Here is a 21,240-nt window from a genome sequence, read left to right on the forward strand (position 1 = left end):
CGGAAATTCCGCACCGTCAGATTTTGCGCGGGGATGACCTTGCGCTGTCCGGTGGCTAACGGTTTGGCTTTTCACGGTCGCCCGCTTCGGTCCCCAAGATTGACGCTCAAAGCGCCCCCCACGTTTGATCTTACTTCCCGCCGAGCGTTCCGCGCTTCGGCCCCGTCCGCCCCCCCGTCCGTCCGTTCCCTCAACCATGCCCCCCGCATCACCCCCTCCCCCGTTGCTGGCCCTGCGCGGCATCGGCAAACGCTTCCCCGGCGTCATCGCGCTGGATGGGGTGGATTTTACGGTGCAGCGTGGCCAGATCCACGCCCTCCTGGGCGAAAACGGCGCCGGTAAATCGACCCTCATCAAGGTGCTCACCGGCGTGCATCGCTCCGACGGCGGCACCTTCGCCCTCGACGGCCAACCGCTCCACGCCGAGTCGCCGCGCGACGCCGAAAACGCCGGCATCAGCACCGTCTACCAAGAGGTGAACCTCGTGCCCTCGCTCAGCGTGGCCGAAAACATCGCCCTCGGTCGGCAGCCCGGAAAATTTGGCTTCATCAACTGGAAGGCCGTGCGCGCCCGCGCTCGCGCCGCCCTCGCCCGCCTCGGCATCACCTGCGATGTCGACGCCGAGCTCGGCAGCCTGTCCGTCGCCCTGCAGCAGATGGTCGCCATCGCCCGCGCCCTCGATATCGACGCCAAGGTCCTCATCCTCGATGAGCCGACCGCCTCGCTGGACGAGCAGGAGGTCGAGGAACTGTTCCGCATCATGCGCCAGCTCCGCGACGAAGGTATGGGCATCGTCTTCGTCACCCACTTTCTCGATCAGGTCTACGCGGTCACCGACCGCATCACGGTCCTGCGCAACGGCACCTTGGTGGGCGAATACGCCACCGCCGAGCTGCCCCGGCTCGAACTCGTCGGCCACATGCTGGGCCGCGAGGTAAAGGCCGAGGACCACGCGCCGACGACCGCGGCGGGCGAACTGCCCGAAGACTTGCTCAAAGCCGACGGCCTCCAACGCGCCGCCGCGCTCGGCCCCGTCACCATCGCCGCCGCTCCCGGCGAAGTCACCGGACTCGCGGGTCTCCTCGGCTCCGGCCGCACCGAAACCGCTCGCGTGCTCTTCGGCGTCGATCCCGCCGAAGCCGGCCACATCAGTCTCGGCGGCGAGCCGCTGAGCAAACTCGACCCGCGCAAGGCCATCCGCCAAGGCATCGGTTTTTGCTCCGAGGACCGCAAGGTCGAGGGCATCCTGCCGCACCTCACCGTGCGCGAGAACCTGATCCTTGCCCTGCAAGCGCGCCGCGGTGCCGCCAAACCGCTCTCGCGCGCCGAACAGGACGAGTTATGTGACCGCTTCATCAAGGCGCTGCGCATCAAAACGACCGACGCCGAAGTGCCCATCGGCACCCTCTCCGGCGGCAATCAGCAAAAGGTCCTGCTCGCCCGCTGGCTCGCCACCCAGCCACGCCTGCTCATCCTCGACGAACCCACCCGCGGCATCGACATCGGCGCCAAGCAGGAGATCGAGAACCTCATCGCCAAGCTTCGCGCCGAGGGCCTCGCCGTCATTTTCATCTCCTCGGAAATCGAGGAAGTCGTGCGCAACTGTCACCGCGTCTTCGTGCTGCGCGAACGTGAAACCGTCGCGGAGTTTCGCGGCGACGACATCACCATGCCCAACCTGCTGCAGCACATGGCCGGAGGATCCTCGTCATGAACAAACGCTCCCCGGTGTGGTGGCCCGCCATCGGGCTCGTGCTCCTGATCGCCGTCAACGCGGTCTTCGATCCGGGCTTCCTCAAGCTCTCCTTCGTCGACGGCCACCTCTACGGCACGCCCGTCGACATCTTCAACCAGGGCTCGCGCGTCATGTTGCTCGCTCTGGGCATGACCCTCGTCATCGCCACCGGCGGCGTGGACCTCTCGGTCGGCTCAGTCGTCGCGGTGAGTGCCGCGGTCTGCGCCCAGCTCATCGTGCGCGAAACCGCGTTGCCGCTGGTCATCGCCGCCGCCATCGGCACCGGACTCGTCGCGGGCGGCCTCAACGCCCTCTTGGTCGCGCGGCTCGGCATTCAGCCCATCGTGGCCACGCTCATTCTGATGGTGGCCGGGCGTGGCGTCGCCCAGCTCATCACCGACGGCAACGTTATCCTCTTCAGCCACGACGGCTTCGAATTTCTCGCCAAAGGCCACCTCTTCGGCCTGCCCTTTGCCGCCCTGCTGGTGCTGGCGCTCTTCGGCCTCACCCACCTCGCGCTGCGCAAGACCGCGGCGGGCCTCTTCCTCGAGGCCGTGGGCGACAACGCCACGGCCAGTCATTTCGCCGGCGTCGCCGCGGCCCGCACCAAGGCTCTTGCCTACCTCGCCTGCGGCGCCTGTGCCGGCATGACGGGGGCCTTGGCTGCGTCACACATCGCGGCGGCCGACGCCTATCAGGCCGGCATCAACATGGAGTTGGACGCCATCTTCGCGGTGGTGATCGGCGGCACGGCGCTCACCGGTGGCCGCTTCTACCTGCTCGGTTCGCTGATCGGCGCGCTCTTCCTGCAAACGCTCACGCTGAGCATGTTCTATTTTGGTGTGCCGCCGGCGGTGGCGCCGGTGCCCAAGGCTGTGCTCATCATCGTGGTGGCACTGCTGCAGGTCCCGGCGCTGCGTCGGCGATTCCTGCAGCTCTTCAAGGGCCGCGCCAAGGAGGCCACGGCATGAAGTCGCTTTTCCGCAGCAACCTGCCGGTCTGCATGACCGCGATCGTGCTTCTCGCCCTCTACCTGACGGGAGGCTTCCTTTACGACGGCTTTTTCAGCGGTCGGGTCGTGGCCAATCTTTTTGCCGACAACGCCTTCCTCGGCATCGCTGCGCTGGGCATGACCCTGGTGATCTTCACCGGCGGTATCGACCTGTCGGTCGGATCGGTCATCGGCTTCACCTCCATTTTGACCGCCACCCTCATCGGCACGCATGGCTGGGCCCCCTTCCCGGCGTGGATCGTCGCCCTAGCCGCTGGCACAGCTCTCGGCCTCTTGATGGGCGCGCTGGTGGAACGCTGCGAGTTGCCGCCCTTCCTGGTGACGCTGGCCGGCATGTTCTTCGCCCGCGGACTCGGTTTTGCCATCAGCACCGAATCGGTGCCGATCGAGCACGAACTCTACCGAAGCCTGAGCGACATCTACGTGCCGCTCGGCTTCATGAACCTGCCCTTCGGCGGCTTGGTCTTCGTGGTTATGGTGGGGCTGATTTATGTGGTCGCTCACCACACGCGCTTCGGCCGCAACCTGCTCGCCATCGGTAGTAACGAAGCCTCCGCCCGCCTGATGGGTCTCCCGGTTTCGCGCACCAAGATTGCGGCTTACGCCCTCAACGGCGGACTCGCCGCCGCGGCGGGTATCGTGGCCACCCTCTACACCGGCTCCGGCAACCCCGCCACCGGCGTAGGCCTCGAGTTGGACGCCATCGCCGTGGTGGTGATCGGCGGCACCTTGCTCGCCGGTGGTCGTGGGCACATTTTGGGAACGCTCTTGGGCGTCCTGATCTTCAGCGTCATCCAAACCGGCATCCTCTTCGACGGTCGCCTTAACTCCTCCTGGATGCGCATCGTCGTCGGTCTGCTGTTGCTCGTATTTATCCTCCTCCAACGCCTGCTCCTCGCGAAGCGTAAGACGGGTTGAGCGGACCGCGATGATCGGCGAGTCGGGTTGCGGAGGGAAGGGCCGCGCCCTGCGCCTATTTTCTGTCGGCACGACGCCACGACCGCGGGCGGCGCAAGCACCGGCACTACCTCTTCCCACGAACGCGGGCGACACGCTCGCGGCTACATTGGCCATCCGAGTGTAGCAGCGGCCGTCTCGGCCGCTCCGCGCTGCCTCTCCACGGATCATCCGCTCGATGGTAGGGCTGCTGCGGGCGGCACGCCACCACGACCGCCGCCGACGCAAGCACCAGCACTACTCACACGAACGCGGGCGACACGCCCGCGGCTACATTGTCCATCCAGGTGTAGCAGCGGCCGTCTCGGCCGCTCCGCGCTGCCTCTCCGCGGGTCATCCGCTCATCTGGTAGAGGCTGCCCCTCCGCGGCCGGCGCAAGCACCGGCCCTACACCACGAACGTAGGCGGAAACACCCGGGGGATCGTTCAGGCACAAATGCGTCGTCGACGACCGCGTCCCCCCCCCCGCCCAACAAAAAGCCCCGGCACGCGGATCGCGTGACGGGGCTTTGTTTTGAGGAGGAATCAGATCCTCAACTCAGCGGCCGGAGCCCTTAGGGGACTTCGTAAACCTCGATGAGGCCGATGCCGGTGGCACCGTCGACGCCCGTGAGCTGGAGGGTGTAAACACCTGGCTCGAGGCTGATGACCATCGCAGCGTCCTTGCTGCCTGCGGCGAGTTCGAACGCACCGGCTGTGGAGGAAGCCTCGGCCACCGCAGCGGCGTTGGTGCCCCAGTCGTCGTTGGTAGCGACCACTTCTTCACCCTTGAGGAGGGTGATGTAGGAGTCGGTCAGCGCCCCCGGGACATTGAAGCCAGCCAAGGCCGGACCAATACCACGGAGGAGGACGCGCTTCGGCACCGAGCCGCTCACCACGAAACCGGCCACCGCGGTGCGGTCACCCGCGCCCACGACCGCACGGGTCGAGATGTTGAACAGCTTCTGGCCTGCAACCGGACTGGAGAGGTCGTAGATCTCGATGAGCACCACACCGGTGCCACCGTCGGCGCCACTGGCCTGGGCGGTGTAGACACCCGGGGCGAGGGTTTCGAGGATGGCGGAGTCAGCGTTGGCCGTGTCGAGGGCGAAGGCGCCCGCGAGGTTGGCGACCGCGGCGATTTCATCGGCGTCGGCCGAGCTGGACCAGCCGGTGTTGGTCGCGATGACGGTCTGACCCTCGAGGAGATCGAGCTTCGGAGCGGCGATCGCGCCGGAGACGTTGAAGGCCCCCAGACCCGGACCGACGGCGCGGATAAGCACCGGCTTGGAGTCCTCACCGGTGATGACCAGACCGGCGACGGTCTGTTCGATTCCGGTGCCCACATAAGCGCGGGTGGAGATGTTGGTCAGGCGCTGGGTCGCGAGGACGTCGTCATTACCACCAACAAACTCGGTGGTGTTACCTTCGGAGTCGGTGACCGCCGCTTCGATGGTGGCCGAGGTGGCGGAGACCGTAGCGGTGACGGTGTTGTTCTTCACCGTGGTGACCGAGATGGCACCATCCTCGGTGGCGGTGCCCACACCGGCGTCGGCGCCAGCGGCGGTCTTGGTGAGGAGCAGCACCTTACCGGACGGGGCGATGATGGTAAGGGTCACGGCATCGCTGCCGCCGGAGCTGGCCTCGTAGAAGCCGGCCACCTGATCACGCGGATCGTTCTCGTTCTCCACTTCGCGAGTGGCGTCCATCGAGAGACCCGGGACACCGGTAACCGTGCCGGTGAGGGAACCGGATTCGCTGATCGTGCCGGAGAAGGTCACGTCTTCGCGAGCCGTGGCGCCCTTGCCGATGACGGCGATCGGACCGGATTGGTCGGCACCGACGCTACGATCACTGCTCGATCCAGCGGCGGTCTCGGAGGTGACCGTGAGGCTGAACGAACCGTCCGCAGCCACGGTGACGGTGCCGCTGACGTAGAGTTCAGCGATCTCGTCGAAACCGAGGAAGGTGCCGGTGTTGTCGTCCTTGATCACGATAGCGAAGCTACCACGGCCTTCACCGAAGGAACCGAAGTAGGTGCCTCCGTAGACCTTTTCGAGGACGCGCAACTGGGCATTGCGGGAGGTGACCGACCCTGCCGAGTTGGTGACGACCACGGAATAGGCACCGGAGTCGGCCACCACCGGAGAGGCGATGGTGTAGCTCGCGCTGGTGGCACCAGCGATGGCAGCGCCATTCTTGCGCCACTGATAGGTGGGCGCCGGAACACCGGTCGCGGCCACGGTGAACGTGGTTGCCGTGCCTTGACCGATGGTCTTGTCGCGCGGCTGGGAGGTGATCACTGGAGCGGTGTCAGCGGAGGTGACGGTCAGCTTCACCAAGCTGGAGGAGATCGAGCCTTGGCTGTTGGTGATCACCACGTCGTAGCGACCGGCATCGGCGTCGGCGGCAGCGGCGATCGTTAGCGTGGCGCTAGTGGCACCGGAGATGGCGACACCGTTCTTACGCCACTGGTAGGTGGGCAGCGGGTTGCCTTCGGCGACGACCGTGAAGGACGCGGCAGAACCGGCGCGCACGCTGGTGTCGCGCGGCTGGGTGGTGATGGTCGGAGCCTTGAGCTGGCGGTTGACCGTGAGCGTCGCAGTCGAGGAGGTCGCCGAACCGAGGCGGTTGGAAACCACGACCGAGTAGTCGCCGGCATTGTCGAGCGTGAGCGGGCTCAGGGTGAGCGTCGCACCGGTCGCGCCACTGATATTGGCACCGCCCTTGCGCCACTGGTAGGTGAGCGGCTGCGCACCCGTAGCGGTCACGCGGAAGGTATGGCTACCACCCACAACCTTGGTGCCACCGGCCGGTTGGCCCGTGATCACCGGCGGGGTGTTGACCACCACAACGGCGCCGCTGGAGATCACCGTGCCCTGCGGGTTGGTGACGGCGGCGGTGTAGGTGCCAGCGGAAGCGGCGGAGGCGCTTTCGATGGTGTAGCTCACATCGGTCGCGCCAGCGATGGCGGAGCCGTTGCGGCGCCACTGAATCGTCGGGACCGGATCACCTTCGACCTCGATGGTCATGGTGTGGGACTGCCCCTGGTCGAGGGTCGCGCCTTCCGGCTGCAACGTGATGGAGGCAGGCAGCTGGACGGTGAGGGTCACGGTGGCGGACTGGACTGGTTCGCCCACACCATTGGAAGCGATGACATAATACATCGTGCCAGAGTCGGACAACTGGACGTTCTCAAGAACGAGTTCCCTGGAAGTCGCTCCGGAGATAGGTTCACCCGTGCTACCTTCCGGCAGAATGCGATACCATTGGGCGGTAGGCTCAGGATTACCGACTCCATCAACGGCGAGGGTCACATCAGCTCCCACCGCAGCGATCACATCGGTGATGTCCTGCGTGATCTCGACCGCAAACTGCACGTCGATAATGGCGGCTGCGGAGGTGTCGGAGCCAAACGAATTGGTCGCAACAACGGTATAGCTACCGGAGTCAGTGCGGCTGAGCGACGTGAACTCGAGGGAGGAATCCGTCGCACCACTGATCGCCACACCGTCCTTGAACCACTGGAACGTGGGGGTCGGATTGCCGGTGAAGGAGATACTGAGCGTCGTGCTGTCACCTTCCTCGAAGATATCACCGATCGGGTCGGAGGTCACCACCGCCTTCTCGTTGACCGTGAGGGTGGCCGTGCGGGACTGCACGTCGTCACCGATACCGTTGTTGGCTACGACGAAGAACTTAGCGCCATTGTCGTCGAGCGTGAGACCTTCGACAACATATTCAATGGCGGTGGCGCCGTCAATCGGCTGAGGGGTCGAGCCCCCCGGAGGAATGAGATACCATTGATAGGTCGGCTCAGGATTAGCCACGCCCTCAATGGTGAGGGTGACGGCCTCACCAACGCCGCCGACCGGGTCGGCCAGATCGGTGGTGATTTCTGGAGCGTATTGCACGTCGAGGAAGGCCTCGTCGCTCTCAGCCGTGCCGAACTCATTGGTCGCCACCAGCTGGTAGTAACCGGCTTGGGCGCGGGTCACCCCGGTAAGATCGAGCGAAATGTCGGTCGCGCCCGGAATGTCAGCCATCGGCGTGGTTTGGTCGGGGCTGTATTGCCACTGGAGGGTCGGAGCCGGGTTACCGGTCACCGTGGCGGTGAAGGACGCGTCCAAACCTTCCGTCACGGTCACGTCCACGGGATGCGCGGTGAAAGCCGCTTGCTCGTTGACCGTGAGGGTCACCGTCGTCGAGTCGGTGGTGCCGGTCGTGTTGGTGATCCGAACGAAGTAAGAGTTGCCATTGTCAGTCGACTGCACGCCAACCAGGGACAGGGTGGCATCCGTGGCTCCCGACATCGGTTCCGGCGTGCTGCCACCGGCCGGGATGCGGAACCATTGGTAGCCGCTGATGGCCGGCACCGCATTGGCGACCACTTCAAAGCTGACCGTGCCTCCGACACCGGAGGTTTTGTTGGTCGGTTGCGTGGTGATGATCGGCGCGTAGTTTACCGTGAGCACCGCCACTTCGCTGGTATCCGAACCAGCCGAGTTGGTGATGCGGACCGAGTAGTTGCCTGCGTCGGTCGGAGAAACCGGCGAGACCGTGTAGCTGACGTCGGTGGCAATGCCTCCCGGGATATCAACACCGTCTTTCATCCAACGGAACTCAACGGGATCGGTGCCGGTATAGGTGACCGTGAAGGTCGCCTCGGCAGTCTCTCCGGCGGTCACGGTCAGGGAACCCGGATTCGAGGTAATGTCAGGAGCTTCCACAACGGTGATGACGGCGTCTGCGCTGGTGACGGAGCTCACCGAGTTGGTGACCACCACCGTGTAGGTGCCGGCGTCGGACGGGGTGATCCCGGTGAATTCGAGCGAAGCATTGGTGGCTCCGGCGATGTCGGCCCCATCCTTCCGCCATTGGTAAGTGAGCGGAGTGGCCCCCGTAGCGACTACGGAAAGCGTGTAGCCTGCGCCCTCATTGACGGAGCCGCCCTGCGGCTGAGTGGAGATCGAGGGGGCTGCGTTAATGGTCAGCGTTGCACCGGAGCTGGTTACCGAACCTTGGCTGTTGGTCGCTACCACGGTGTAGCTGCCGGCATCGCTGGGAATCACACTCGGGATCGTAAGGGTGGAGCTGGTAGCCCCAGAAATTGGGGCGCCGTCCTTACGCCACTGATAGGTCGGAGCGGGGAAGCCGCTAGCTTCGGCCGTGAACTCCGCCTGAGAGCCTTCGTCGGCTACAACAGCAGATGGCTGAGTCACAAAGGCTGGAATAGACGGCTGAGGGTCAATTGTGACCGTGGGAAAATCTTCAGTCGAGGCAGTGCCACCATCTGGAGTATAGAGAACGTGACCCGTAATGCTCTGTGATGAACTGAGTCCAGATCCATAGCTCAGCACAATTGAGTAGTCGTAAGAATTGGCAGGCGGTCGGCCCAAAAAACCGAATTCAAGCCGTGAGGTGGTAACACCGGTAGGGGCGATCACCGGGGTGTCTAAGTTTAGATCCGGATCGTAGGACCATCCGTCCGGGATATTGATAATGAATCCCGAGGTAGTAAGACTAACCCCGGTGTAAGTGAACGACACATCGACGGTCACGTTGCCACCGGCGGAATCGTAGTTGGTAGCAACCGAGGTCATGGACGCTGTTTGCGCCATCAAACCGGCGCCACTGAATATCGCTAGCGTCGCCGCAGCGAACCATCTGAGTTTTGGCAGTAGTTTCATGTGATTAGGATGATAACGGGTAAGTTCCGGGTTGTCGGAGGGGTTATAAACTTGGGCCTGTCACACTTGGGCCAGACAGGTGCAAACGCTCGCACTCCCCGGATTCGCTACGCGAACCAGTGGCAAAAAACCTGCCACGGAACCCTTCCAACGCAGACGCGCCAAGGGCTGGGATGGGGAGAAAGCCGACAACACGGACGCCACCTTCGGTGAGGCGGAGGAAGTCGGCAAGGAATATTGCTGGGGTTGAGACATGCTAAACCGGTCGAGTCTCGAAGCGGGCATTTTGCAGCATCGGACGAAGTCGCGGCAGGCGGATTGATTGAAAGTAACCACCTTGCAACAAGGCCCTGTCCCCATCCGCAATCTCGGATTCAAAACGGGAGCCTGTTCGCGGCGATTTAGGAGCCTTACCTATCGCTCGTATTAGTGCCAGTCCGGGAAAGCAGCCAGATCACCGAGTTCCCTGATAGAACTCCTTTCGGAGGAACTTACGTGCAAGGCTCGAGCTTCTGTCGAGCGGCGACGGAAAGCCCTACCGTCCGCCTCCTTACAAACCGGCTTACCACTGCCCGGGCCGACTGTCGTCCACCATCTGCTGCAGCATGTCGAAGCGCACTTCGCCGTAGTTGATCGCGAAACGCTGCTTGCCCTCGCGATACACCCAAGTGGTCGGGATCCACGTCACCTCTTTGCCGAGCAAGGTCACCATGCGCTCCGAGCCTCGTCGCGCCTGATTGGGATGCCGCCAGATCTCGAGGTTCGACTGTTCCCCCAGGTCATACTTCGCCAACTCTGCGTGGTCGTGCTCTTTGCTGCCCCAGATCGAGACGAAGATCACTTTCACCTCCGGATTGGCTTCGATGAAGTTCTTCCAGCCGTTGTCATCGTGCTCATTCCAGCAGTTGGGGCACCATGTCGCCCAGAGGTGCACCACCGTGACCCCCTTGCCGCTCACGGCCTCACTCAGGCGCTGCTCAAAGGCAGCAACGTTCTCCTCTTCAGCGTGCACCACCGACATGGAGGCACAAACCAGCAAAACAGCGGCGAGGATTCGAGCGATTTTCATAAAGGAAGGGAGCGGCAAGGTGAGCATCGGATTCCGCTAAAAAGCACATTTTGCTCCAATTCACCAACCCTCCCAGCGACCGCGCCTCCTCCACCGCTCGACAAATCGCCACTGGCCTGCAGCATAGCGTCCCCCCTTTTCCTGTTTGCCACGTGCTCCGCCCCTTCACGTTGCGCTCCCAACACCCCCTACCGCCCTTTCCATGAAGTCGAACCGCTACCTTGCATTTGGTGCCTTGGCCGCTCTCGCCTGCATCATCCTCACCGTCACGTTCTTCTGGGTCGACGGCTCTTCCTCCAACCCTCCCACCACCACCGCTGCCTCCAACGCCACGCCGCCGCCCACCACAGCCGAGCGCGAGTCCGACGTCGCGCCTCTGCCCTCCTCATCGCCATCGGCAACGGCCCCAGCCTCGGCTCCGGCCGCCACTGCCACCGACGAGGAGCCACAGCCCCCGCGTGCTCTTTCCGCTCCACTTGCCGCCGTGCTGGCTGGGCTCCCTGACGTTCCCCTTCGCACGCAAATCAAGGCGCTCCCCGTCACCGCCCAGCGCCGCGCCCTGCGCAAGCTTGAGCGCCTCACCATCCCCGCGGAAGACTTCAACAGCCTGCGGGTCACCGCCGACGGCTCAATCTACTACAGCAACGATGCCCCTCCGCCCAGTCCGGCCGCCATCGTCCGCCTGAGCCAATCGAGCGGCACCTCCCCGGAACCGACCCGCCAACTCACCGGAGCCGCCGCCGTGCCCATCGCCAGCCCGCCCGTCTACCACTCCCGCCCCGGATCGACCAACGTCCTCTACCTGGACTTCAGCGGCCACACCGTCACCGGCACCAGTTGGAACAGCGGCACCGGCGCCGCCGCCACCTACGTCGGTGTGCCCTATGATATCGACGACGATCCCACCACCTTCAGCGACGCCGAGCAGGCCGATATCTTTGCCATCTGGGAACGCGTCGCCGAGGACTACGCGCCCTTCGACATCGATGTCACCACCGAAGAACCCGCGACCTTCACCAGCACCACCGGCCGCGTGCTCATCACCCGCAGCACCGACGCCAACGACGTCAACATGCCCTCCTCCAACGCGGGCGGTGTCGCCCAACTCGACGTCTTCGGCGACTCCGATTACGTGACGCGCAGCTCCCCGGCCTTTGTTTACTACGACAACTTCTACGGTTCGGCCCCCAACATCGCCGAAGCCGCCTCCCATGAATTTGGTCACAACCTCGGCCTCACCCACGACGGCCAACCCGGCGTCGAATACTACGGCGGCCACGGTTCCGGCGCCACCTCTTGGGGGCCCATCATGGGCACCGGCTACGGCCGCAACGTCAGCCAGTTCACCAAGGGCGACTACTTCAACGCCAACAACCCGCAGGACGATTTCGTCCAAATCACCAGCCACATCGCCTACGCCACCGACGAAGCTGGCAGCACCACCGGCACCGCCGCCGCTGCGCCCGTGACGGACAGCGCGATCGCTCTCACCGGCGTCATTTCTTCCGCGTCCGACCTCGACGTCTTTGCCGTGACCACCGCCGCCGGCGACATCAGCTTCGCCGTCGATGCGATCACCGCCGCCAGCGGCACCCGCGGCGCCAACCTCGATCTCAAACTCGAGCTGCTCGACAGCTCCGGCCAGGTTGTTGCCAGCCACGCGCCCAACGGTGCCCTCGACGCTGCCCTCACCTATTCCGCCACCGCGGGCGACTACTTCATTCGCATCAGCGGCGACGGCGACGGCTCCCCTCTCTCCGATCCGCCCACCGGTTACACCGCCTACGGCAGCGCCGGCCAATACACCCTCACCGGCACCATCGTTGCCGCCGCCCCCGGGATCACCAGCGAAACCACCGCCAGCGTCGATGCCGGTGCGCTCTTCGCCTACACCATCGTCGCCACCAATTCCCCCTCCTCCTACAACGCTACCGGCCTGCCCGCCGGCCTCAGCATCAATGCTTCCACCGGCGTGATCGGCGGCCGCCCCACCGAAACCGGCACCTTCAGCGTCTCCCTCTCCGCCACCAACAGCCTCGGCACCGGCACCGGCTCGCTCACCCTCACGGTCAACGACGCCGCCCCCGCCATCACCACCCAATCCACCGCCCGCCAGCTCTTCACGCCCGGCAGTGACCAAACCCTCAGTGTCACCCCCCTCAGCGCCAACGGCACCGCCACTTACCAATGGGAACACAACGGCTTCGACCTCACCGGTGCCACGTCGGCCACCCTCGACCTCACCAGCGTCACCGGTGCGACCAGCGGCTACTACCGCGTCCGTGTGACCAACACCATCGGCACCACGGTCAGTGACCCGATTTTTGTCCACGTGATGCCGGAGTTTACCCGTGTGGTCACGTGGGGCGCTGATGGCCAGGGCGTCACCTCGGTTCCGTCCGAGTTGGACGATGCCGTGCAACTCTCCCTCGGCTATGAATTCGCTGCCGCTGTCCGCCGCGATGGCACCCTGATCGCCTGGGGCTCCGACTCGTCGGGCCAGGCCACCGCCCCCACCTCGGTCACCACCGCCGTCGCGGTCGATACCGGCAACTTCCATGCCGTCGCGCTGCAGGCCGATGGCACGGTTGTCGCGTGGGGCAACGACTTCTATGATCAAGCCTCTCCTCCCTCCGGTCTCACCGATGTGCTGGCGGTCGCCGCCGGCGGAGACTTCTCCCTTGCCCTCAAAGCCGACGGGACCGTCGTTGCATGGGGTCGCAACCACTATGGCCAAACCGATGTGCCGGCGGAGCTGAATGACGTCGTGGCCATCGCCGCCGGTGACTTTCATGGGCTTGCGCTCAAGTCCGACGGATCGCTGGTGGGCTGGGGACGAAATACCGACACCCAAATCACGATCCCGACCGCCGCCACCAGTGACGTCGTCGCCATCGATGCCGGCTACGCCTACTCCTTGGCGCTGAAATCGGACGGATCGATCGTCGCGTGGGGCAACGAAGACTTCGGACAGCTCACCCTGCCCAACGAACTCGCCCCGTTCGTAACGTTTGCCGCCGGCGATTACCACGGGGTGGCCTTGGATGACCAAGGAGCACTCGCCATTTGGGGCTACAACGGCGACGGCCAGAGGGTCGAACCGCTCGACCTAGGCCCCGCTCTCGACGTCGCAGCCGGTCGTTTCAACACCGGTGTGCTGCAAGACGGGACCGTGGGCTTGGCTCCCGAAATCACTGACCAAAGCCCGCTGCGCCAAACCTTCGCGACGGGTGACCAGATCGACCTCGCCGTCACTGTCACCGGCTACGGTGCACGCTCCTACCAGTGGTATCAGAACAGCCGACCCATAATCGGAGCGACCTCCTCCTCCCTCACGCTCAATGACGCCCAGTTTTCCGCCGCCGGCGTGTATTGGGTCGCGGTCACCGACGACTACGGCACCTCTCGCAGCCGCCCGATGCACGTGCTTTTCGCTCCGCCCCGCTCTCAAGTGGTCCTGTGGGGAAGCGCGGTGGAAGGATCCAGTAGCCTCGGCACGCCTCCCTCCGACTTGGTGGATGCGATCGATATCGCCGCCGGCCCCACCCACATCGTCGCACTCAAAGCCGATGGCACGGTCGTCGCCTGGGGCTCCAACAACTCGGGCGAAACCACGGTTCCCTCCTCCCTTTCCGATGTCGTCAGCGTTGCCGCCGGCTATCACGTCTCTTACGCACTCAAAAGCGATGGCACCGTGGTCGCCTGGGGAGCCAACGACTACGGCGAAGGTTCGCCCCCGACCGGCCTCACCGACGTCATCGAACTCGACATCGAATATCTCCACGTCGTCGCCCTGCGCGCCGACAGCTCGGTCGTAGCCTGGGGTAATACCGGCAGCGGCCAGACCGATGTCCCGGTATCCCTCTCCCCCGCCACGGCAGTCGCCGCCAGCGCGTTCGCGTCCTACGCGCTCCACGCCGACGGCTCCGTCTCCGCCTGGGGCAACGAAGGCAATGGCGAACTTAATGTCCCCACTGGCGTCACCGTCACCGCCGTCGCCGGCGGTTATTACCACAATATCGCCCTTCTGGCCGATGGCTCGGCTACCGGATGGGGATTCAGCGCACTCAACAACCTGCCAAGCGGACTCGACAACCTCGTGGAGATCTCGGCCAGCGTGCATCTGAGCCTTGCCCTCCGCGCCGACCGCACTGTCACCGCATGGGGCTTCGCCGACGCCAATGCCGGCCGCACTCCCCCCACCGGCCTCAATGACGTCTTCGGCATCAGCGCCGGCGACAGATATGGCGCGGCCTTGCAACAAGTCCCTCTGCCCACCGTTCCGGAAATCACAACTCAGCCTGCGGACCTCACCGTCGACACGGGCGAATCCGCCACCTTCACCGTCGTCGCCTCCGGTTATCCCGAGCCGACCTACCGCTGGTATCGCGACGGCGTTGTCCTCACCGGCGAAACCAACGCCACCCTCCAGTTGGAAGGCGTCACCCGCAGCGACACCGCCGACTACCTCGTCGAGGTCACCAACAGCGAAGGCACGGTGATTTCCACGGCCGCAACGCTCACGGTAAACTACGCTCCCGAGATTACGTCCCAACCCGCCTCCGTTTCCGCCGTGGTCGGTGCAGGCGCCACGCTTTCCGTCAGTGCCGACAGTCAGCCCTCCGCTTCGTTTCAATGGCGCAAGGACGGCATCAGCATTGTCGACGCCACCGGAGCTTCACTGGCCTTCTCCTCGCTGACCCTCGCCGACGCCGGCGACTACGACGTGCTGGTGACCAACGCGCTCGGCAGCGTCATCTCCGCGACTGCGACGATCACCGTGAGCGCTCCGCCCACCATCTCCGCCCAACCGATCAGCGAAACCGTAAATGTCGGCGAACCCACGACACTCAGCGTGACCGCCTCCGGCCTGCCTTCCCCAAGCTACCAGTGGCGCCGGAACGGATCGAATATCGCCGGCGCCACCAGCGCGACGCTCGACCTCGGCTTGGCGACCTTGGCCGACGCCGGAGACTACGACGTCGTTATCAGCAACAGCTTGGACACCATCGTATCCGCCACCGCGACCCTCACCGTCCAACAGCCGCCGCAAATCAACACCCAGCCGGTATCAGCCGCGGTTCTCCGCAACAGCCCCGTGGAACTTTCCGTCTCCGCCTTCGGCACCCCGACGCCCACGTATCAGTGGCGCAAGGACGGCGTCGATATCTCCGGCGCCACCGGCACGACCCTCAACCTCGGCAACGTGGACCTCGATGACGACGGAGACTACGACGTCGTCATCACCAACGCGGCCGGCACGACGACCTCAACCTTGGCAACCGTGACGGTCCAAGTCCTGCCGGAGATCACCGCCCACCCCGTCCCCCAAACCACCGTGCTCGCAGGCGCCGATGTCACGCTCACCGTCGCCGCCACCGGCACGCCCACGCCGACGTATCAGTGGCGCAAGGACGGCATCGACATCACCGGAGCCACCGCCGCCGAACTCACGCTGAGCGCGGTCACCCTTGCCGACGCCGGCACCTACTCCGTCGTCGTCACCAACGCCGCCGGTTCCGTGACCTCCGACAACGCCGTGCTCAGCGTCGTTGAACTCAGCGGAACCCAAAGCACCGATGGCTACGCCGCCGGCGAAACCATCACCATCACCAACATCGTCACTTTCGCCGGCCCGGTCGACTCGCTCACGTGGTCCGTCATCCCACCGGCCGCGATCGAGGGTTCTCCTTGGAGCTTCGTCAGCACCACCGGCGACGTCGGCAGCGTTGTGCCACAGGCCGGCGACGAAGACCTCTTCGAATGGACTTGGAGCACGCTCCCCGTGAGTCCCTTCAGTTTTTCCTACGAGCTTAACGTGCCGGCCGCCGCCATTGGAGGCTACGATCTCAGCGCCATGGTCAGCGTCGTCGCCAACGGCACCACCCTGCAGGGTCTGGTCGCGCCCGAGCCGCTCACCCTCGCCGAGCCGGTGACCAGTCACAGCGCCGACTACAACCAGGATGGAGCCATCGACCTCAGTGAACTGCTGCGGGTGATCGAACTCTACAACACCCGCAACGGCACCACCCGCACCGGCGCCTACCAACTCGATGGCTCCACCGAAGATGGCTTCGCCCCCGACGCCAGCCGCGCCGCCGACGCTCCGGCCTCCCTCACGAGGTATCACAGCGCGGACTACGACCAAGACAGCTACGTGAACCTCAGCGAACTCCTCCGTGTGATCGAACTCTATAACTACCGCAGCGGCACCACCCGCACCGGCGAATACCACCTCAATGCTTCCACTGAGGACGGCTTCGCCCCCGGCCCCGAACCGACGGAGTAAGACACGAAAAATCTGAGCCTTCGCGCGAAGGCTCAGATTCAATTCTCCAGCAGGGCAGAACCCTGCCGGCCAAAGCGCCGGCCGGGGTCAGTTGCTCGGTGGAACAGGCGAATCGCCAACTGCCGGGACCCCCAAATCGTCCGAACCTGTGCTGGAGTCCGTGCTGCTGCCAGTGCTGCCGGTGCTGCCTTCGACCGAAGCGGGCGAGCCCGGGACCCGTGCGGGATCCGATTCAAACCCGTCATCGGTCGTCTCGGCCAGTCGGTAGGCGCCCGTGCGAGCCGTGCCGTTACGGGTATTGTAGAGCTCGATCACCCGCAGCAGCTCCGAAAGGGAGATGTGACCATCTTGATCGAAATCGGCCGAGTGGAAATCGGGCAGCTCCATCACCACGTCATCCGCCACCGCCGGAGCCGTCGCATAACGATCCGCCGTGACCTCACTGGTTTGGTAGCGACCAGTGCGAGCGGTGCCGTAACGGGTGTTGTAGAGCTCGATCACCCGCAGCAGTTCACTCAAGCCGATGGCGCCGTCGTGGTCGGTATCCGCACTGTGGTGCCACGGAATCTCAGGTGCCATCAGCGGGTCGGGCTGCAAGAGCGACTGCAACGCGATGTTGTTCTTGGTGCCGAGCACCAAGCCCGCAAACTCGGCCTCGATCGCGGCGTCGGCCGGCACGGCAAGCGTGTAGGTGAAGGAGCCACCACTCGGGGGAGCATCAAACCACGCCCACTCCAGATAGCCGGTCTGTCCTGTCTGCGGACTCACATCTGCCCCGGACCCGGACTCCGTTGACACGTAAGACCAACCATCGGGCAAGAGCACCTGCCAGCCGAGGCTCGAAACCGCACCGAGGTAGTTGAAGGTGCTGCGAATCCGCATCAATCCGCCCGCCTCGAAACCGTGGCGCAGATAATTGTGGCTACCCGTCAGGGGATTGGCCGCCGCATTCACGGTGAGCTCCATGTCATTGCTGCGGAAGTTACCGGTGGAGTTGCTCAGCTCGTAGTGATAGGTGCCAGCCTGCAGGATATCGATGTTGGTCAGCGCCAAACGCGCTTCCGTCTGCTCAGGCAGGAGTATGCCATTGTGATACCAACGAATGGTCGGGTAGGGGTTGCCATAGATCGACACCCACCAGGTTTGCGAAGCGCCCTCGTTGACGTAATAACTCTCATAGAGGCTTCCACCGCTGGGTGCACTCAGACTGGGGATATTGACATAGGACTCCCAGCTGTAACTCGAGACCTGCCCCGCCCGGATCGTTTGGATCCGGTAGTAATAGTAGGCATCGTTCATCTTGGACTCCGTATCGGTGAACCGCGCCTCCGCGGGCGCGTCCAGTGTCGCAATCACCCCGAATTCGCTCTCGTTCGGCCCACGGCGTTCGATCACCACCTGATCCACCTCTCCATATGCATTCCAACGGAGCAGGATGTTATTATCCTCGATCCGCGAAAGCTCCGTGATGGAGGGGCGCGACGGCGGAGCCGGCGGAGTGGTGACGCTCACGACGTTACTCCAATCACTGGCATCCGAACCGGTATTGGCCCGGATGCGATATTCGTAGCCCGTCTCCGCGCTCAAACCGGAATGGGTGAACGTAACTACATTGCCATCCAGGGTCTGCAGCACCGTCCATTCGTCCTGACCCGCCCGCCTCGTCTGCAAGGTCAACGAGGTCTCGAGTGAGCGATCCGTCCAAGTCAGCTGGACCTGCGAATACGACAACGCCACGGCACTGAGTTCCGGCGCAACCAACGGCACCCCGGCAGAAAGGTCATAGAATGCCAGAGACCCGTTTTGCGGCACGATCAACTTCCCACTGGTGTTGTTGAAGGTGCTGACCGTCGTCGACGCCGGCATCGCGTAAGCGACGGTTTTGTTTTCGACGTCAAAGACCAAGTCGCGACCAAAAGCCAAACTGCCGTCGGCGTTGGTCGAATAAACCTCAGCATCCAAGGCCCACTCCTCCTCCAAACTGGCCGTAAACACGGCACCATTCCAAAAGATCCGACTGCCATCGTCGGAACCGACCACGTTGCGAGACCCGTAGTAACTCACGTAGGCCACGCGCTTGCTCACCAACTGGGTGAAATTGTCGCCCAAAAGATCATAGCGCTGCAGCGTCGCGCCGCTGCTGTTACTGTCACCGTGGTAATAGTAACGCCCCCCGGCTGTGCTCACCCCGCCACCCTGGCGCACGTTTCTCTCGACCAACGTTTCGCCCGTGAGGGTATCGACCAGGAACATGTCCACCCACTGGTCATAAGCTTCGACGATGATGCGGCCGGCACCACCTGCGGCCACCCGGTAGGGATCGCCATCACCGTAGCCGACACTCGTCCACGCATTGAACCCGTAGGACCGCACCTGCCGCATGGTCGCCTTGTCCACGGCGACGATGAAGCCGGGATCCCAGTTGGTCACATAGATGCGTCCTTCCAAATTATGCAGCTCGAAGTCCGTCACCGACTGCCCCACCCGCACCGCGCGCAAGATCGTCTCCGCCTCCGAATCGATTTCCAAAAGATAGGCCCGCGGCACCGTCTGGGTGTCGTCTTCACTGATCGCATAAGATAGCGCGCTCGCTGGATCCGACCTCAGGTGTGTGACCACCATCTCATCCACGGTAAAATAAATCGGCAGGGACACCTCTCCATCGTCGTGCGTCAACACGACCGTAGATTCATGCGTGCCGGCGGCCAGCTGCGAGGCGTCCAAATGCACTTCGAGCGTGGCCGGGGTCACCCCACTGGTCGCCGTGAAGCTGACCCACCCGTCGGGACTGGATGCACTCCACGCCAAACCGGTGTTCACGCCGTCCAAATCGATCGCCACGACGTAGTCCGCATGCGCCTGCACCGTCTCTGCATCGATCCGCCGCACGGCCGGTGCCACCTGGGAAACCAGGAAACTGCGCTGCGTTCCTCGAATGATTTCGTCGCCCACCACCGCATCCACGCGCCAATAATAAGTCTGATTGGACGCCAGGGTTTCACCGAGCACCAAACGGCTCTCCGTGGCGGTTCCGATAAACACCGCATCCTCCGGCGTTCCTTCATCCACCTCGGCAGCACTCGTGCCCAGATAAACCTGATACTGATCCACTCCCGGCAACCCGATCCAGGTCAACGCTGCCGGAGGCGTCACCGCCGAGCGATCCGCTGGCGATATCTCCTGCCCCTCCAGGTCCACCGACCAAAGCGCATCCAACAGCTCCACCACCCGCAACTCCCGCTGACTGTCGAATAGCACCAACCGTGTATAGTCGGCCGTGATGGCCTGAACCGAACTCTCCGTTGGCAAGGTGACCAGTTCGTTGCCGGTCGCGGCATCAAACACCCCACTGGAGGTGGCCACCACCTCGCCATTGGCGCTGGCAGCATAAATCGGCCCGGCGAAGGTGGCGATCGGCACACTCAGGTCGTCGACTGCATAAGCATGTTGTTTGAGAAAAACTGTGCTGCCATCGCGAGTCAGAATCGCCGGCGTGTTCTGGGGATCGCGCGACATGTTGTTCGACGCGCTCACCTTGGTGCCGAGCAGGCCCTGCGCATTGATTGGCACCGAAAACGCACTGGAGACACTCAATCCCGCCGTCCAACCATACTGAAACCAACCAACCACGGCCGAACCATCCGGCAACATCGCCGCATCGCCCACACCTACAGCCACGGTTTGCAAAACCCCTCCGGTCGTCCGATCGAGGACGTGCAGATTGGACTCCCACGCGCCGTCCGAGTAGTAGATCAGATTCCCCGGCCCATAAAACACGCTCCCCGCGCTGTCTTCGATTCCCCACTCCGAATAGCTCGGCAAATTGATCACCTCGGCGACTGTTCGATTCACCAGATCAATCACGTAGATTTGCTGGCTGGCGCTGCACAAAACGATCGCTTCGGCCGCATCTGCCGAAATGGCCATATCGGTCGGTTTTTCGCCCACCGTCAGAAAACCGATTCCCGCTTCCGCCACCGGGTCAAAGATCAGGAAACCGCCCGTGTCCTCCTGGTCCTGCTGCAGGCCGTAAACCACCGGCCGCACCGGATCGGCCTGCAAAACCACCAAGTCCAGCAGCGAGGTGATCACCTCCACCGCAATGTTCGCCTCCTGGCCGCCGCCGCTCAAGGTAACCGTGCCCGAGCTGGTCCGTGCCACCAAACCCTGCGTGGCAAACGTCAACTCCACCGCACCGGCTGCCGGAATCACCTCAACACTTACCCAATTCACATCCGAGCTCGCCGACAGATTGGCCAAATCAAAGCCGCCGCTGGTCGTGACCGCGATCCGCACCGGGAGCGGACTGGCGATCGGATTACTCACCACCTCCAGCCGCGTCTGCGCGGGGCTGAAGGACTGAGCGTGGAGCGAGAGGACGAGAACGAGGGAGAGCCAAAGGCCCAGGCCAAAACGGAGTTTCATGACGGGGAATCGATGAGAGAGGTAGATTCATCCCCGGAGACGAAGGCCAGGTCGCACCCGAAGGACCGAGGATAAAACCCGGTC

At 63.8% G+C, this 21,240-nt stretch carries 7 protein-coding genes; 4 read left to right on the forward strand and 3 right to left on the reverse strand.

Going from position 1 to position 21,240, the window contains the following annotated elements:
• The first annotated feature begins 196 nt into the window (after window positions 1-196).
• From K1X11_RS11400 to yjfF, 3 genes are read left to right on the forward strand one after another with little or no spacing between them, the layout of a single operon-like run.
• Window positions 197-1,714, forward strand: a complete 1,518-nt coding sequence (locus K1X11_RS11400) for a sugar ABC transporter ATP-binding protein (protein ID WP_221032062.1) — start codon at window positions 197-199, stop codon at window positions 1,712-1,714.
• Window positions 1,711-2,706, forward strand: a complete 996-nt coding sequence (locus K1X11_RS11405) for an ABC transporter permease (protein ID WP_221032061.1) — start codon at window positions 1,711-1,713, stop codon at window positions 2,704-2,706. The genes K1X11_RS11400 and K1X11_RS11405 overlap by 4 nt, the downstream gene beginning before the upstream one ends.
• Complete coding sequence (yjfF, locus tag K1X11_RS11410) at window positions 2,703-3,665, forward strand: galactofuranose ABC transporter, permease protein YjfF (protein WP_221032060.1); 963 nt, start codon at window positions 2,703-2,705, stop codon at window positions 3,663-3,665. The genes K1X11_RS11405 and yjfF overlap by 4 nt, the downstream gene beginning before the upstream one ends.
• 593 nt (window positions 3,666-4,258) lie before the next feature.
• Here the strand turns inward: yjfF and K1X11_RS11415 are convergent.
• Both K1X11_RS11415 and K1X11_RS11420 read right to left on the reverse strand, forming a co-directional pair.
• The gene (locus K1X11_RS11415) at window positions 4,259-8,905 is read right to left on the reverse strand and encodes an immunoglobulin domain-containing protein (RefSeq protein ID WP_221032059.1); all 4,647 of its coding nucleotides are present in this window, start codon (window positions 8,903-8,905) and stop codon (window positions 4,259-4,261) included.
• 1,030 nt (window positions 8,906-9,935) lie between these two features.
• Window positions 9,936-10,442 carry a TlpA family protein disulfide reductase gene (locus K1X11_RS11420; protein WP_221032058.1) on the reverse strand — a complete coding sequence of 169 codons (507 nt, stop codon included), beginning with the start codon at window positions 10,440-10,442 and terminating at the stop codon, window positions 9,936-9,938.
• A gap of 202 nt (window positions 10,443-10,644) precedes the next feature.
• On the opposite strand from K1X11_RS11420, the gene K1X11_RS11425 reads away from it, so the two are divergent.
• The gene (locus K1X11_RS11425; RefSeq protein ID WP_221032057.1) at window positions 10,645-16,731 is read left to right on the forward strand and encodes an immunoglobulin domain-containing protein; all 6,087 of its coding nucleotides are present in this window, start codon (window positions 10,645-10,647) and stop codon (window positions 16,729-16,731) included.
• Window positions 16,732-16,818: 87 nt separating this feature from the next.
• Here K1X11_RS11425 and K1X11_RS11430 read toward each other — a convergent pair whose 3' ends face one another.
• A complete protein-coding gene (locus K1X11_RS11430) occupies window positions 16,819-21,156 on the reverse strand; it encodes a hypothetical protein (RefSeq protein WP_221032056.1) in 4,338 nt (1,445 codons plus the stop codon).
• Window positions 21,157-21,240 lie beyond the last annotated feature (84 nt).

Source organism: Actomonas aquatica (assembly GCF_019679435.2).
Lineage (GTDB): Bacteria > Verrucomicrobiota > Verrucomicrobiia > Opitutales > Opitutaceae > Actomonas > Actomonas aquatica.

Bases quoted from the DNA above. Each gene is read 5' to 3' on its own strand.
- K1X11_RS11400 (WP_221032062.1), top strand. From the start codon at position 197: ATGCCCCCCGCATCACCCCCTCCCCCGTTGCTGGCCCTGCGCGGCATC.
- K1X11_RS11420 (WP_221032058.1), bottom strand. From the start codon at position 10,442: ATGAAAATCGCTCGAATCCTCGCCGCTGTTTTGCTGGTTTGTGCCTCC.
- K1X11_RS11425 (WP_221032057.1), top strand. From the start codon at position 10,645: ATGAAGTCGAACCGCTACCTTGCATTTGGTGCCTTGGCCGCTCTCGCC.
- yjfF (WP_221032060.1), top strand. From the start codon at position 2,703: ATGAAGTCGCTTTTCCGCAGCAACCTGCCGGTCTGCATGACCGCGATC.
- K1X11_RS11405 (WP_221032061.1), top strand. From the start codon at position 1,711: ATGAACAAACGCTCCCCGGTGTGGTGGCCCGCCATCGGGCTCGTGCTC.
- K1X11_RS11430 (WP_221032056.1), bottom strand. From the start codon at position 21,156: ATGAAACTCCGTTTTGGCCTGGGCCTTTGGCTCTCCCTCGTTCTCGTC.